The following is a 14,534-nucleotide window of genomic DNA, read 5'->3' on the forward strand; positions in this document are numbered from 1 at the left end:
CTTAACGTAGGATAAATTCTTGCGGAACCTGCACGTTAAGATACTGGCATTGGTCTTGGTGGCCATCGGTGTTTCGCTGTGCTGGTACAAGGTAACCCGGCTCGGTTTGCCTTTGCTGCCTACAGAGCAGGCGGAAGTGTGGACCGTCGAGGCGCGCATCGAATTCAAGGCGAAGCGGGATACGCCGGTAAAGGTGCATTTCTCCATTCCCCGCGCCCCTGTTGGTTACACGGTCGTCGACGAGAACTTCGTATCCAGCAATTATGGCCTGACGACCGAGGATGACGGGACACGGCGCTTCGCTGAATGGGCAGTGCGGCGGGTAAAAGGTTATCAGGTGCTTTATTACCGCATTAATCTGGCCCGCGATCCGATGGCGACCTTGCCTTCCGCAATCTCTTCGGTACCCAGTGTACAGGCATCCGAGTTTCCGGAGTTGATGCGTTCGGCCGCATGGGCCTTGCTGGACGAGGTGCGCAGCAAATCCGCCGATGCCGCTACGTTTGCCCGTGAGCTGTTGTTGCGCCTTAATGCGCCGACTCCCGATCCTAACGTCGTTTTGCTCAGGCAGGACATCCAGGGTTCCGAAGACTGGGTTCGCCGAGTCATAAATTTGCTGGCTGCCGCGGATGTTCCGGCGCGAATGACACATGTCCTGATTCTCAGGGACGGTATCAGTCACGGCGCCTTGACGCCTTGGCTGGAAATCTTCGACGGTGTCGGTTGGCTGCCGTTCGGTCCGGAAACGGGTGAAACCGGATTTCCCAAAGAAGCCGTCGTGTGGCATTTGGGAGATTCTCCGGTGCTCGAGGTAACGGGCGGCAAGCATGCCAAAGTCGAATATTCGGTGAGAAAACATACTCAGGACATGACCCTAGTAGCCGAGCAGCGAGCGCGGCAGATGGGTTCGCGCATCATGGAGTTTTCTCTGTTCAGCCTTCCGGTACAAACTCAAAACGTCTATCGCGTGCTGCTCTTGGTGCCGGTAGGCGCGTTTTTTATCGTGTTCTTGCGCAATGTCATCGGCATCAAAACGTTCGGTACCTTTATGCCGGTTTTGATCGCGTTGGCTTTTCGAGAGACCGAACTCTTATGGGGCGTGATGCTTTTTTGCGTACTCGTGGCGTCGGGACTCCTCATCCGCTTCTATCTGGAATATCTAAAGCTTCTATTGGTTCCCCGTTTGGCGTCGGTGCTGATCATCGTTATCTTGCTGATGGCGACGGTCAGCTTATTTAGCCACAAATTGGGTATAGATCGTGGTCTTTCGATAGCCCTGTTCCCGATGGTGATTTTAGCGATGACCATAGAACGAATGTCTCTGGTTTGGGAAGAGTCGGGTCCTGCCGAAGCCCTGAAACAAGGACTGGGAAGTCTGCTGGTTGCTTCGCTTGCCTATCTCATTATGAGCAGTAAAACCCTCGGACATCTCGTGTTTGTGTTCCCGGAAATCCTCTTGGTGGTACTCGCTATGACCTTGTTGCTCGGACGCTATACCGGTTATCGCCTGACCGAGCTATGGCGTTTCAGAGCGGCGCTGAGACGATAGGCATATGGGATTTTGGAGCATTCGATTTCCTTGGGAGCGCCTGCGCGGCCAGGGAATTATGGGAATGAACGAACGCAATGCTGATTTCATTCTCCCGTATAATCCCCGCCGCTATTTTCCCTTGGTCGATGACAAGTCCAAAACCAAAGCGCTTGCTTTGAGCGCTGGCATTGCCGTGCCGAAACTGTACGGAATCGTCGAGATCGAACATCAAATCGAGAAGTTAAGGGAGATGGTCGAGCCGTATGAGGATTTCGTCATCAAGCCGGCGCACGGCAGCGGTGGCGAGGGAATCCTGATCATCGTCGGCCGCCAAAACGGACGCCATCGAAAAGCCAGTGGCGCTTTGGCCAATGATGATGAAGTGGGGCATCACATTTCCAATATCTTGAGCGGTATGTACAGTCTGGGCGGGTTGCCCGATTCGGCGTTGATCGAATATCGGGTCAAATTCGACCCGATATTCGATCAGATCAGCTATCAGGGCGTGCCGGACATCCGAACAATCGTGTTCCGAGGGGTGCCGGTGTTGGCCATGATGCGGCTGCCGACGCGATTATCCGACGGCAAGGCGAATCTCCATCAGGGTGCCATTGGGGTCGGGATAGATTTGGCGAGTGGGCGAACGTTTTCCGGTGTCTGGCGCGAAACGCCCATTGATCAGCATCCGGATACGGGAGGCAAGCTAGCCGGATTGGAAATTCCGTATTGGAGTGAAATTCTTGCGCTGACGGCGCGCTGTCACGATTTGGTCAAGTTGGGGTTTATCGGTGTCGATATTGTTTTGGATAAGAATTTTGGTCCATTGATGCTTGAAATTAACGCTAGACCGGGCTTGAGCATTCAGCTCGCCAATAAAATCGGCATTCTGCCTCGTTTGCGCCAAGTCGAACGTATGGCTGAAATACCGCTTTCTGTAGAGGACCGAGTCGAGCTGGCACAAAACCTGGCCACTTCAAATCCATAGTTTTTCGGCCTCGAGTTGATTGGGGCACACTTTTGTAGGTTGATGAGATCTAAATACGGCGTTCGGACCCATGGCGGATTGAAATATTACGGTAACAATTCTTTGTTAAAAATGTCCTGCTGTGAGGCGATTTCCGGAATCTAGCCGTGGTTGATATTCAGTTTACGATGGGGGATCTAGTGAAAAATAAATTCTTGGGGTTCGCAGCGGTCATCTCGATGGCGCTGTTCGGCGCTAAGGCACACGCCGAAGCAGCCCGCGATTACATCAGTATTGTGGGTTCTTCGACTGTTTATCCGTTTGCGACGGTAGTCGCGGAACAATTCGGGAGAGGCGGCAAATTCAAGACTCCAAAAATCGAGTCGACCGGAACCGGCGGCGGCATTAAGCTTTTCTGCAGCGGTGTTGGCGTTCAATACCCCGATATCGCCAATGCGTCACGTCCGATGAAAAAGGCCGAGTTGGCTGCCTGTCAGAAAGCCGGCGTAAAAGAAATTACCGAGGTGAAAATCGGTTATGACGGGATTGTGTTGGCCCACGCCAAGTCAGCGGAGGCGATGGAGTTGACGCGCCGCGAAGTGTTTCTGGCGCTCGCCAAGAAAGTGCCCGATCCATCCTGCCAAGAATGCGACAAACTGGTAGATAATCCGTACAAGACTTGGAACCAAATCAATCCGGCTTTGCCGAATGTCAAGATCGAAGTGCTGGGGCCGCCGCCGACTTCCGGTACACGAGACGCCTTTGCCGAGTTGGCGCTGGAAGGCGGCTGTCAGACCTTCAAATGGATTAAGGCTTGGAAAGAAAAGGACGAAGCACAGTATAAAGGAATTTGCCAAACGGTCAGGGAGGACGGCGCGTACATCGAGGCGGGCGAAAACGACAATTTGATCGTTCAAAAGCTGAATGCCAACCCCAAAGCTTTAGGTATATTCGGTTTCAGTTTCTTGGACCAAAATGGCGACAAAATTTCAGCCATTCCCATGGATGGAATCGCACCGGATTACGACACTATCTCGGCCCAACAATATCCTGTTTCCCGGCCGATGTTCTTTTATGTTAAAAAGGCCCACGTCGGCGTGATTCCGGGAATCGAAGCTTATGTCGCGGAGTTTACGAGCGAGAAAGCCATGGGGGAGGAAGGCTATCTGACGGATAAAGGTCTGATTCCTTTGCCTAATAGCGAGCGCAAGGAGGTTGCACAGAATGCAAAGAGTTTGAAGAACTACTCGATGTGACGAAAGTCATTCGAGAAGCGATATTTCAGCGACCGGGTTGCAATCCCGGTCGCTTGTTTTTCGAGGGCTTGCCTTAGAATGCAGAAATCCACACTTCTGTTCCTGCTTGTATTGCTAAGTGCGGCCGCCTACCACATCGGTCGCCGGCGGTCTCTACAAGTGGCCGGTGGAACGGTCAGGAGTCTTCACTCGTTACCGAGTTATTACGGCTATTATGCTGCGCTTTGGTGTGGAATTCCGGCGTTATTGGTCTTGTTTTTATGGACCGCCTTTGAAAATTCGATCGTAATCCAACTGGTTGTTTCGGCACTCCCGGAAGAATTGAGCTCGGCCCCACCGGATCGGATCGGCTTATTGGTCAACGATATTCGGAATGTTGCAAGCGGCGCCGTTGCAGGGGAGATCGAGCCAGCCGTCGAGGCTGCGGCAAATCACTATCTTAGGCTCAAGGATACGAGTAATCGTTTACTGAGCGTATTGGCCACTTTCGTGGCTATCACCGGAGCCGCCTACGCTCGCCAACGAATCAGCAAAGAACATCGAGCCCGGAACCACGTGGAAAAATCGATAACGGTTTTTCTGATCGTTTGCTCGACCCTTGCCGTTTTTACGACGATCGGCATCGTTTTATCGGTTCTTTTCGAATCGATCCGCTTTTTTAAAGAAGTACCCATTACCGAATTTTTGTTCGGCTTGGATTGGAGCCCGCAGATGGCTATCCGGGAGGATCAAGTCGGTTCTTCCGGGGCTTTTGGCGCCGTGCCTCTATTCGTAGGCACTCTGTTGATCTCCTTGATCGCAATGATGGTGGCGGTTCCGGTCGGTTTGCTCTCGGCCATCTATCTATCGGAATACGCTAGTCCCAGATTCCGTGCCACGGCCAAGCCGCTTCTGGAAATTCTTGCCGGTATACCTACCGTTGTTTATGGCTTCTTCGCGGCGCTGGTGATTGCCCCGTTCGTTCGCGATCTGGGTGTGCGGATCGGTCTGGACGTATCGTCTGAAAGCGCTCTGGCTGCGGGGTTGGTCATGGGGATCATGATTATTCCGTTCGTGTCGTCGCTTTCCGATGACTTCATCAACGCCGTGCCTCAATCGCTTCGCGACGGCGCTTACGCATTGGGTGCGACCCAATCCGAGACGATTAGGCAGGTGATCATACCGGCAGCCCTTCCGGGCATAGTGGGTGGTGTTCTGTTGGCGGTGTCTCGCGCCATTGGCGAAACCATGATCGTGGTTATGGCGGCAGGGCTCACGGCCAATCTCACGGCTAATCCTCTGGCGGCTGTCACCACCGTCACAACCCAAATCGTAACCCTGCTGGTTGGCGATCAGGAATTCGACAGTCCAAAAACCTTGGCGGCTTTCGCTCTCGGACTGGTGCTCTTTTTGGCGACCTTGGCGCTGAACATCATCGCTCTGCATATCGTGCGCAAGTATCGGGAACAGTATGAATGAGATCTGTGAAATTTCGGGGGGCTCTTCATCCGACCGGACTATCGATGTCGTCCATGCTAGCCTGGTCAAACGGCGACAGGCGGAGAAGCGTTTCCGACTTTATGGGCTCTTGTCCATTGTTGTCGGTTTGTGTTTCTTGGTCCTTCTATTCGGAAGCATCATCGCCAGGGGGTATACGGCTTTTCAACAAACGTCGATCGCGCTGGACGTCTATTTCGATCCCCAACTCATCGATCCTGACGGTAGACGCGACCCGTCCGCTCTCATGGAAGCGGATTATGACCGGCTTTTGAAAAACGCTCTGAGCTCGATGTTCCTCGACGTGAAGGAGCGCCAGGCAAAGAGAGCGCTTTATAGCCTCTTGAGTGCAGGCGCTTCCTACGATCTCCGCGACCTTGTTTTGGCCAACCCGGAGCTCATCGGGAAGACTCAGAAGGTGTGGATTTCCGCCGACGACGATACCGACATGCTTGTGAAAGGGCAGTTGGGACGGACCGGAGCGGAGGGCGAGCGACGCATCAAAGATAATCAAATCGCCTGGATTGATAAGCTCGAGGCTGATGGCCGTATCAAGAAATCGTTCAACACGGCCTTCTTTACGTCGGGCGACTCGCGGGAGCCGGAGTTGGCGGGGATATGGGGCGCCGTGATGGGGTCTTTGTTTACGCTCTTGGTAACCCTCAGTCTCTCGCTACCGATCGGCATGGCCGCGGCGATTTATTTGGAAGAGTTCGCGCCGCGGAATCGTTGGACCGATCTCATCGAGGTCAATATCAATAATCTGGCGGCGGTTCCATCGATCGTATTCGGTTTGCTCGGGCTTGCGGTATTCATCAACTTCTTCGGGCTGCCGCGATCGTCGCCGTTGGTCGGCGGCTTGGTGCTGACCTTGATGACCCTGCCCGTTATCATCATTGCCGGACGGTCCGCTTTGAAGGCCGTTCCGCCGTCGGTGCGGGAAGCTGCGCTGGGCGTGGGTGCTTCCCCGATGCAGATGGTGTTCCATCACGTTCTTCCATTGGCTGTTCCCGGGATGATGACGGGGGCTATTATCGGCATGGCGCGTGCGCTGGGTGAAAGCGCTCCGCTCCTCATGATCGGTATGGTGGCGTTCATTGTCGACGTCCCCCAAAGCATCATGGAGCCTTCGACGGTTCTTCCGGTGCAAATCTATCTTTGGGCCGATAGTCCGGAGCGTGCCTTTGTCGAGCGTACATCGGCGGCCATCATGGTTTTGCTGGTGTTTTTGATTTTTATGAACGGCTTGGCGGTTTATATCCGCAAGCGCTTTGAGCGACGCTGGTAATCACTAAGAACGCGCTTTCACCAAACGGTCGGAAAGATAATAGGTCGAGGTATGAATTCATTTATGGAATTTAAGACGTCGGTATCGCACAGAGAGCCGCCACGAATGAAAGTCCGCGAAAGAATTTCGGAAGCTTCCTTCAACCGGGAATATTCACACACGGTCGGTGAAATTACTTCACCGAATTCACGCATCGTATGCCGCAACGTAAACGTCTATTACGGTGAAAAGCACGCCATTCAAGATGTTGGTCTCGATATCGGCCGCAATGAAGTGATTGCGCTTATCGGGCCGTCCGGATGCGGCAAGTCGACCTTTATCCGATGTCTCAACCGAATGAACGACACCATCCCGGGGTGCCGAGTCACGGGGCAAATCGTACTCGACGGTCAGGATATCTATGACGGCTCGCTCGATGTGGTGCCGTTACGCGCTCAAGTCGGCATGGTGTTCCAAAAACCCAATCCGTTTCCGAAGTCTATTTTCGAGAACGTGGCCTACGGACCGCGGATTCATGGTTTGGTTTCCTCGAAGGCGGAGCTCGAAGAAGTGGTGGAGACGTCCTTGAGGCGCGCGGGCCTTTGGGACGAGGTCAAGGATTATTTGCATCAGCCGGGGACCAGCCTGTCGGGCGGACAGCAGCAAAGGCTCTGCATCGCGAGGGCGATCGCGGTCAACCCCGAGGTGATTCTGATGGATGAGCCGTGCTCGGCGCTAGATCCGATCGCGACGGCCAAGATCGAGCAACTGATTGACGAGCTTCGCTCGCATTACACGATCGCGATCGTAACGCACTCCATGCAGCAGGCGGCGCGCGTTTCGCAGCGGACGGCCTATTTTCATCTCGGCCGGTTGATCGAAGTGGGCGAAACGGCGCAGATTTTTACGAATCCCCGCCATCAGTTGACCGAGGATTACATCACCGGACGTTTCGGTTGATGAAACGGAATCCGGCCATGAACCGAGATGGGAGACGCGATGACAACTCAGGGTGAAGGGCACATCGTCAAACGCTTTGACGGCGAGTTGAGCCAGCTTCATTACCGCATCGTCGAAATGGGCGGGTTGGCATTGTCTCAGCTCAAGGATGCATTGCGGGCGATCAAGACCAAAGACATGGCGTTGGCCAGCAAGATCGGTCAGCGCGAGAACGAGCTCGATCTTCTCGAAGTGGAGACCGATGGGACTATTGTGGAGGTTCTTGCGCGCCGCTGCCCCGTTGGCGGGGATCTTCGGATGATCATGGCGGTGTCGAAGGGCGTTACCGATTTGGAACGTATCGGCGACGAAGCGATGAGGGTTGCGAACATCGCCCTGCAAATCTATGGAAACGATACCAGCGACCCGAACGAGCATCTGCTGCGCGATGTGCACGTCATGGGGCAAATGGCGGTCGATGCGCTGGAAAAAGCTTTGGATGCGTTCGACCGGTCCGATGAAGACGCGGCCCGAGACATCATCGCCCATCACCGCGCGTTCGAGGATGAGTTCGAGGCGAGCTTAAGGCGGTTGATGACTTATATCATGGAGGATTCCCGAAACATCGGTTTCGCGATCAACACGGTGTTGGCCGTCAAGGCCTTGGAGCGTGTCGGCGCCCATGCGCAGAATCTTGCCGAGTATGTCGTTTTTCAGATTAAGGGAAAAGACGTCAGGCACCAAAGTCCATGATGGCTCGCCCATTGCGATAGACCGCCGTCGGCTGGATATGCCGGCAATGACACGGTATAGTCCTATGCTGAAGCGCAACTCTTTCTAAAGCAGCGCATGCCTTAACCCTCATCTTCTTTTAGCGATCGCGCCCGTATTACTACGGTTTTTCGGCCGGTGGCGTTAACCGAAGCCGGTAGTGTGCGCCAATATACACAGATGCCAAAATCGACAATTCCACGAACCTTCGTATTCGAACGAAGGCTGATCGCTTTGCGACGTCTTGTGCTCCTCCGTTCCAGTTTGACTCGATTCGCCGCCGCGGGAGTGTTAATCCTCTCGGGGTGTGCCGGAACGCGGGAGGTTTCCATCGATTATCCGGAGACGGAATCGGCAGAACTGCGCGCCTTGCCGGGCATGTCTGCGGTGCAGGGCGATGATTTCTATGTTCAACTGATTTCCGAATTCGAATTCGAGCGCGATGCAAGCCGCGGACAGCCATGCCAGGACTTCGGCAGAAGCTATCAGAAGGGCGGTACCTCGGCCGCACTTTTATTCCAAATCAGAAACGATAAGCTCAAGCTTTACCAGGAAGTGCCCGCGCTCGTTTATCAGACGGCGGCCGGAGAGTGCAGCTTTACCTTCAATGCCAAGAAAGTTTATCTGACGCCTTGGATGAGGCTCGATACCGCCGAAGACACCCAAATCGACTTCAGTTTCGTCAATAGTTTGAACAGCGACGTCGATTTCGCCAAGCTGGCGAGCGATGTCGGCACGGCGAGTGGCGTGCTGGCCCTCACCGGAGCGGGAGCCGGTGTGGCCCTCGTGGGGCAGCTTGCCTCGGGGTGGATGCTGAATAACGAGAATCGGTCTGCGGAAATGACGCAGGCAGATGCTTCAGGGAGTCAAAGCAGGCGTGAGACACATTCGCTCCCAGCGGCCATTACGCTGAACAACCAGGGAGGCATCGTCAATAAAACCCGATTTGTCATCCGTGAGATTTCGGACAGTCCCGTCGCAATCCTGGGCACCGATGCAAAGGCTTTGGGCGAGGTCAGGGTCCATGGCGCCTTGCGCTCGTCCCTCCTGATGAAGATCAATCCGGACGGATTGCCGGATGCGAGAGATCTCTCTCTCGAAGAGCTTTGGCGCTCGAAAATGCAGGGGGGATCAGCGAATGGGACCTTGTTGAAATACATCGCCGAGGCGGATCATCCCGATCGCCCGAATCTTCAGCCGAACTGGGACAGTTATAAGGACGTCGAGAGCAGTTGTCGGAAGCTCAAGGTCGTGATGAAAGATCTCGGCTTCAATAAATTCGACCGCAATGCCGTGCTTTACTACTTCTTGGATAAGAGCGCCGATTGGAGGAACTACAACGTGCCGGGGCAACAAGTTCTCAGCGGAACTGTTCCCAATAGCCAGTTACAGCAGTACCGGGCTAAGGGCTTCGGCGGATGCTTGGCCTCGGAAGACTATGAGACGATGAAAAAAATGGGGTTGTCGGTCAATTCCGAGGAGGATTGGCGAGGAATCTTGCAACAGACCCAAGAGAAAGAAAGCTATTTCGCTGCCATTCGCTCCGTGGAGCGCCAACTCACCGCGGCGATGACGAACTCCGATCCTGCGGTGGCCGAGCGTCAATTGTTTCCTTTAATTGCATCCGACGAAAAGGGGACGGGCACCGTATTGCTACAAAACCATCTCGCGGATTTCGGTCTCGAACAGATATTGAATGTTCCGGCCGTGCCGGGGGCCGGGATTGTAGCAACCTCGGCGCAATTGGCTCAGGTTTTTTCGGCACTTCAGATTGATGCCTTGAGCTGCGCTCGACCTGCATTCGAGCAGGGGCGACCGCTCAAAAACTTGGCGATTATGCTTTTTGCGACAAGAATCGGGAGTCCTTTGGCTAAAGGCGGAGCCCTGGAGTTCGAGTTTGACGGCGGAAAGGTCGAACGCATTGCTTTCCAGCATCCGGTCTATCGCGATCATTTGCAGAATTTGCGCGACTATCCGGACCTGGGTGGTTGCAGAGTCGACGCCGGATTCGTAGAGCGGCTTAACTGAATATCCGTAAAGCCGCGCAGCTCATGCGCGTTTGATAATAAACTGATTCCTGGGCACATTTAGCGGCGCAGGACGATCGGCCCGCAACGGGGCTAAAACGCCGTCTCGTGTTCCAAAGAGTTGGAATGTGGAGACGGCGCGTTTTTAGCCGTCAAATGTGCCGGGCGCGCCGAGGCGGAAAATTCGACTGGCTTTCGGAGCGAGGGCGTGCCTCGTTTACCCGGATATTACGCCCCTTGAGATCGGCGCCATCTAGCTGCTTGATAGCCTCTTCAGCGCTAGCCCGATCCGACATTTCTACAAAGCCGAAGCCCTTGGAGCGACCTGTAAGTTTATCCATCACGACGTTCGCGCTGGTAACCTCGCCAAAGCGTTCGAAAGCTTGACGCAATTCCTCGCTGGTGACTTGATAGGACAAATTGCCGACGTAGATATTCATCGAAAACACCTGTTCATCACTTCGTGCCATTTCCTTATTAAATACATCAGCTGCTTAACGAATGGCACTAAGATCAAGAACTGATGATCGACTCCCTCTACGGAGCCAAATTGGCGGCCTATACACCCATTCATACCCGGTAATGGAGAAAGGCTGAACGTATCCCGAGATTCCATAAGCTTCAAAGGGAAGTTGTCCGATGTCAATAACTCGGTGATTGTTTCTGATTTTTCAAGAACAGTTCGACCGTTTCCCGATCGGGAATGCCTGGTCGCGCGCCCTCCTTGGTACAGCAAAGGGCGCCGGCGGCGCTGGCGTAGTGCAAGATATCCTGCCAATTTTGGCCGCTTGCAAGGGCGGCGGCGAATGCTCCGTGAAACGCATCGCCGGCTCCGGTAGTATCCACGGCCTTTACCGGAAATGCAGGGAGGTTTCCCGACTCGACGCCCTTCTTCCAGATCAGCCCATTTTCGCCCAAGGTTATGACGACTGCGGGTGAGCGTTCGGCCAAACGATTCAAAGCCTGCGCCGGATCGTCATCATCCAGCCATTGCCGCGCGAATTTTTCCGAGCACACCAGGAAGTCCACCGAGAACATCAGCGCGTCGGTTCCCTTGTGCAAAGAGCCGGCGTCCAGGACCGTGGGAATGTTTCTGGACTTCGCCCAGGCGCACAATGGTTCGGAGAGGGCGGGCTCGTGCCCGTCAAACAAGATGACTTTCGGCGTAACGTCCGAAAAATCGATGCTGTCCGCCGGCAAAGGCGCCCTGGCGCCCTTGTAATTGACCAGAGCCCGCTTGCCGTCCGGTTTTATCAGAATTGCGGACAATGGCGTGGGCGACGCGCCGCGGACGATGAGATCGGTAGACACGTTCTCCCGTTGCAATTCCTCGAAATGGATTTGTCCATAGGGGTCGTTTCCCAAATAACCGGCAAAAGCCGCGTTATAGCCGAGACGCGCTACGGTTACGGCCGCGTTCGCGGCCGGACCGCCGCCGCAGGACATCAGGGATTCGGCGAAGATTTTTTCGTCCGCTTCAGGATGGTGCGGTACGGAAAAGATGAGGTCGTACGATGCGTGTCCAACGCACAATACGTGAATATTTTGGCTTTCAATTTTAGGGGAGGGTGTGTTCATCCTTGTGAAGCTCATCCTATCCACCGAACGAAGCGGAAGCCTATTTTTCCAAACCGAGAAAGTTCCACAAGCGCTCCATGGCAGACGGCTCGTAAACCAGATCTTTAGCCTGGCCGGGAACGCCTTGAGCATAATTGAATGCGTAGACGCGAGCCGCATCGTCGGCCAATTCCTTCATATCCAGCTTGCGGTAGGCCTGTTCCATGATCTGCAAAGCCACGGGCACGGCCGGAGTACGCTGATAGTTGCGAATGATTTCGGTGCAGCGCCTGGCCGCCGCAAGATAGGCCCCACGTCGCATGTAAAAGTCGGCAACGTGAACCTCGTACATGGCCAGATTGTTTCTTAACGACACCATACGTTGCTTGGCGTCGTCCACATAGCGGCTCTTGGGGAACTTGGCAATCAGTTCTTCGAATTCTCTGTAGGCATCGCGAGCCGATCCAGGGTCACGCTGCGACGAGTCCGTCGGCAGAAAACGATCAACAAAGCTTATGCCTCGGTTATAATTGACCAAGCCCCTGAGGTAATAGGCGTAATCGACGTTCGGGTGAGTCGGATTGAGCTTGATGAAGCGGTCGGTGGCGGCAAGAGCGGAATCGGGCTCGTCGTTTTTGTAGTAAGCGTAGGCGATGTCGAGTTGCGCCTGAGTCGCATATTTGCCGAACGGATAACGAGCTTCCAGTTTCTCGTATAATTTCACCGCTTTTTCGTAACGTTTTTCCGTCAGCGCCTTTTTGGCCTCGGTGTAAAACTGCTCCGCGGTCCAGTCGGCGTATTCATCCCTTTCTTCGCGAGTGGTAGAACAGCCGAATAGCAGTATGGCAAAGGCGAGCGGCCAAAGAACGAAGCGCACAGGCCGAAAAAAAGTGAAAAAAGACGACATGATAGGAGCGGCAGTCTTAACGCTCGCAGTATACATTGAATTATCTATCCCATAGAAGTGAATTCCACCCGCGTTCTTACCGCCGAAATTCCTCCATCGCTAGCCGGCCGTCGCCTGGATCAAGCTCTAAGCGAACTGTTTCCGGATTTTTCCAGAAATCGTCTGCAAAGCTGGATCAAAAACGGAGCTGCCCGAGTCGATGGGGCTGTTTTGTCTCCGAAGCACCGGATTCTGGGCGGCGAACGGGTGGTCCTGCATGCTGAAGTCGAGGAGACCACGGCCGTCGAGAGCCAGGATATCCCACTTGCGATCCTTTACGAGGACGACGCGGTCCTGATCATCGACAAGCCCGCGGGTCTGGTCGTGCACCCGGCGGCCGGCCATCGTGACGGAACTCTGCAAAATGCTTTGCTGCATCATGCCCCTGGGCTGGCCGGTATTCCGCGTTGCGGTATCGTTCACAGGCTGGACAAGGATACCAGCGGATTGTTGATGGCCGCCAAGACCTTGTCCGCGCACAAATCGCTGGTGGAGCAGCTCCAGACTCGGACCGTGCATCGGGAATACCTGGCCTTGGTGCAGGGTGCCATCACCGCCGGCGGAACAGTGGACGAGCCGATCGGCCGGCATCGCACCGATCGGAAGCGCTTCGCCGTCCGCGAGGAAGGCAAGCCTGCCGTCACTCATTACCGCATCGCCGAGCGCTTCCCCCACCACACCCTGCTTCGGGTAAAGCTCGAAACCGGGCGTACCCATCAGATTCGCGTCCATATGGCCCATATCCATCATCCGCTGGTCGGCGATCCGGTGTACGGCGGTCGGCTCAAGATACCGGCCGGCGCGAGCGAAGAGCTGATCACAGTCATCCGAAATTTCAAAAGACAGGCCTTGCATGCCGAAAAGCTCGGGATCATTCACCCCGCAACCGGTGAGTACACGGAGTGGCAGTCGCCACTCCCTGCGGATTTCTCCGGTCTGCTTGCGGCATTGAGAGAACAGGCATGAGCCGATTCTGGATCGAACCCGAGTGGCCCGTGCCGCCCGGCGTCCGGGCGGCGAGCACGTTGCGCCGGGGCGGGGTGAGCATAGGCCCATATCGGAGCCTCAACCTCGGCGCTCACGTCGGGGACGAGCCGAGTCGGGTCTCGGAAAACCGGCATCGGCTGCGGGAGGCCTTGAGTCTGCCCGCGGAACCCGTGTGGCTGAATCAAGTGCACGGAAAACACGTCATTCGGGCCGACGTATCGACCTATCGAAGCGCGGATGCCGCATTCACATGCCAAACCGGCATCGTTTGCACGGTCATGACGGCGGATTGCCTCCCCGTTTTGCTGTGTTCGAAGGAAGGCGATCGGGTCGCGGCGGTGCACGCCGGCTGGAAAGGGCTTGCGGCGGGCGTCATCGAAGCCGCCGTCGAAGCGCTTGAAGGCGATGATTTGTTGGCGTGGCTCGGGCCTGCAATCGGTCCGGACGCGTTCGAGGTAGGTCATGAGGTCCGGGAGACCTTCGTCCGCAAGAGAGCGGCATTCGCCGCCGCGTTTCGCCAAACGGAGAACGCAAAATGGCTGGCGGATCTTTATCACCTCGCACGTATCGTACTGAACGATGCCGGGGTTTCGGCAATCTACGGCGGGGGCTTTTGCACTTTCGGCAATGCCGACGAGTTTTTTTCCTATCGCCGCGACCGCGTGACGGGCCGCATGGCTACGTTGATCTGGCGCGAATAAATAAACCTAGAAACAGCGGTTGACCGCTTAAATAACTAGAAAAGTTCCATGAATCCTTATTGCCCTACCTTCTACCTACGTCACCGTTTGAGTGACGCCGCTACGTACCCGA

13 protein-coding genes are annotated in these 14,534 nt (G+C 55.1%); 10 read left to right on the top strand and 3 right to left on the bottom strand.

All coding sequences use genetic code 11. From position 1 onward, the window contains the following. Positions 1-19: 19 nt before the first annotated feature. From ACR2R1_RS16395 to ACR2R1_RS16430, 8 genes are all read left to right on the top strand, one after another. Positions 20-1,549: an inactive transglutaminase family protein gene (locus ACR2R1_RS16395; RefSeq protein WP_086133751.1), complete on the top strand. Its 1,530-nt coding sequence runs from the start codon at positions 20-22 to the stop codon at positions 1,547-1,549. A gap of 4 nt (positions 1,550-1,553) precedes the next feature. Beyond that, positions 1,554-2,516 (top strand): alpha-L-glutamate ligase-like protein, encoded by a 963-nt coding sequence (locus ACR2R1_RS16400; protein WP_086133750.1) that lies wholly within the window; start codon positions 1,554-1,556, stop codon positions 2,514-2,516. A gap of 146 nt (positions 2,517-2,662) precedes the next feature. Then, complete coding sequence (locus ACR2R1_RS16405; protein ID WP_240502616.1) at positions 2,663-3,751, top strand: PstS family phosphate ABC transporter substrate-binding protein; 1,089 nt, start codon at positions 2,663-2,665, stop codon at positions 3,749-3,751. Positions 3,752-3,829: 78 nt separating this feature from the next. Next, the gene (gene pstC, locus ACR2R1_RS16410; protein WP_434110967.1) at positions 3,830-5,209 is read left to right on the top strand and encodes a phosphate ABC transporter permease subunit PstC; all 1,380 of its coding nucleotides are present in this window, start codon (positions 3,830-3,832) and stop codon (positions 5,207-5,209) included. Continuing rightward, positions 5,202-6,515, top strand: a complete 1,314-nt coding sequence (gene pstA, locus ACR2R1_RS16415) for a phosphate ABC transporter permease PstA (protein ID WP_347257418.1) — start codon at positions 5,202-5,204, stop codon at positions 6,513-6,515. The genes pstC and pstA overlap by 8 nt, the downstream gene beginning before the upstream one ends. A gap of 105 nt (positions 6,516-6,620) precedes the next feature. Beyond that, positions 6,621-7,454, top strand: a complete 834-nt coding sequence (pstB, locus tag ACR2R1_RS16420; RefSeq protein WP_077731937.1) for a phosphate ABC transporter ATP-binding protein PstB — start codon at positions 6,621-6,623, stop codon at positions 7,452-7,454. Between the two features lie 39 nt (positions 7,455-7,493). Beyond that, positions 7,494-8,186 carry a phosphate signaling complex protein PhoU gene (gene phoU / locus ACR2R1_RS16425; protein ID WP_166642721.1) on the top strand — a complete coding sequence of 231 codons (693 nt, stop codon included), beginning with the start codon at positions 7,494-7,496 and terminating at the stop codon, positions 8,184-8,186. Positions 8,187-8,384: 198 nt separating this feature from the next. Next, the gene (locus tag ACR2R1_RS16430) at positions 8,385-10,232 is read left to right on the top strand and encodes a hypothetical protein (protein WP_434110969.1); all 1,848 of its coding nucleotides are present in this window, start codon (positions 8,385-8,387) and stop codon (positions 10,230-10,232) included. A gap of 151 nt (positions 10,233-10,383) precedes the next feature. Here ACR2R1_RS16430 and ACR2R1_RS16435 read toward each other — a convergent pair whose 3' ends face one another. The 3 genes from ACR2R1_RS16435 to ACR2R1_RS16445 form a co-directional block, all read right to left on the bottom strand. Then, positions 10,384-10,671, bottom strand: coding sequence for an RNA-binding protein (locus ACR2R1_RS16435; protein ID WP_133719098.1), 288 nt, complete (start codon positions 10,669-10,671; stop codon positions 10,384-10,386). 202 nt (positions 10,672-10,873) lie between these two features. Then, positions 10,874-11,809: a carbohydrate kinase family protein gene (locus ACR2R1_RS16440; protein WP_086133769.1), complete on the bottom strand. Its 936-nt coding sequence runs from the start codon at positions 11,807-11,809 to the stop codon at positions 10,874-10,876. 40 nt (positions 11,810-11,849) lie between these two features. Next, on the bottom strand, positions 11,850-12,695 hold the full coding sequence (locus tag ACR2R1_RS16445; RefSeq protein WP_434110972.1) for an outer membrane protein assembly factor BamD: 846 nt from the start codon (positions 12,693-12,695) through the stop codon (positions 11,850-11,852). Between the two features lie 57 nt (positions 12,696-12,752). On the opposite strand from ACR2R1_RS16445, the gene rluD reads away from it, so the two are divergent. Further along, positions 12,753-13,700 carry a 23S rRNA pseudouridine(1911/1915/1917) synthase RluD gene (gene rluD, locus ACR2R1_RS16450; protein WP_205780852.1) on the top strand — a complete coding sequence of 316 codons (948 nt, stop codon included), beginning with the start codon at positions 12,753-12,755 and terminating at the stop codon, positions 13,698-13,700. Continuing rightward, positions 13,697-14,422: a peptidoglycan editing factor PgeF gene (gene pgeF / locus ACR2R1_RS16455; RefSeq protein ID WP_434110974.1), complete on the top strand. Its 726-nt coding sequence runs from the start codon at positions 13,697-13,699 to the stop codon at positions 14,420-14,422. The genes rluD and pgeF overlap by 4 nt, the downstream gene beginning before the upstream one ends. Positions 14,423-14,534 lie beyond the last annotated feature (112 nt).

Source organism: Methylocaldum sp. GT1TLB (assembly GCF_051027445.1).
GTDB lineage: Bacteria > Pseudomonadota > Gammaproteobacteria > Methylococcales > Methylococcaceae > Methylocaldum.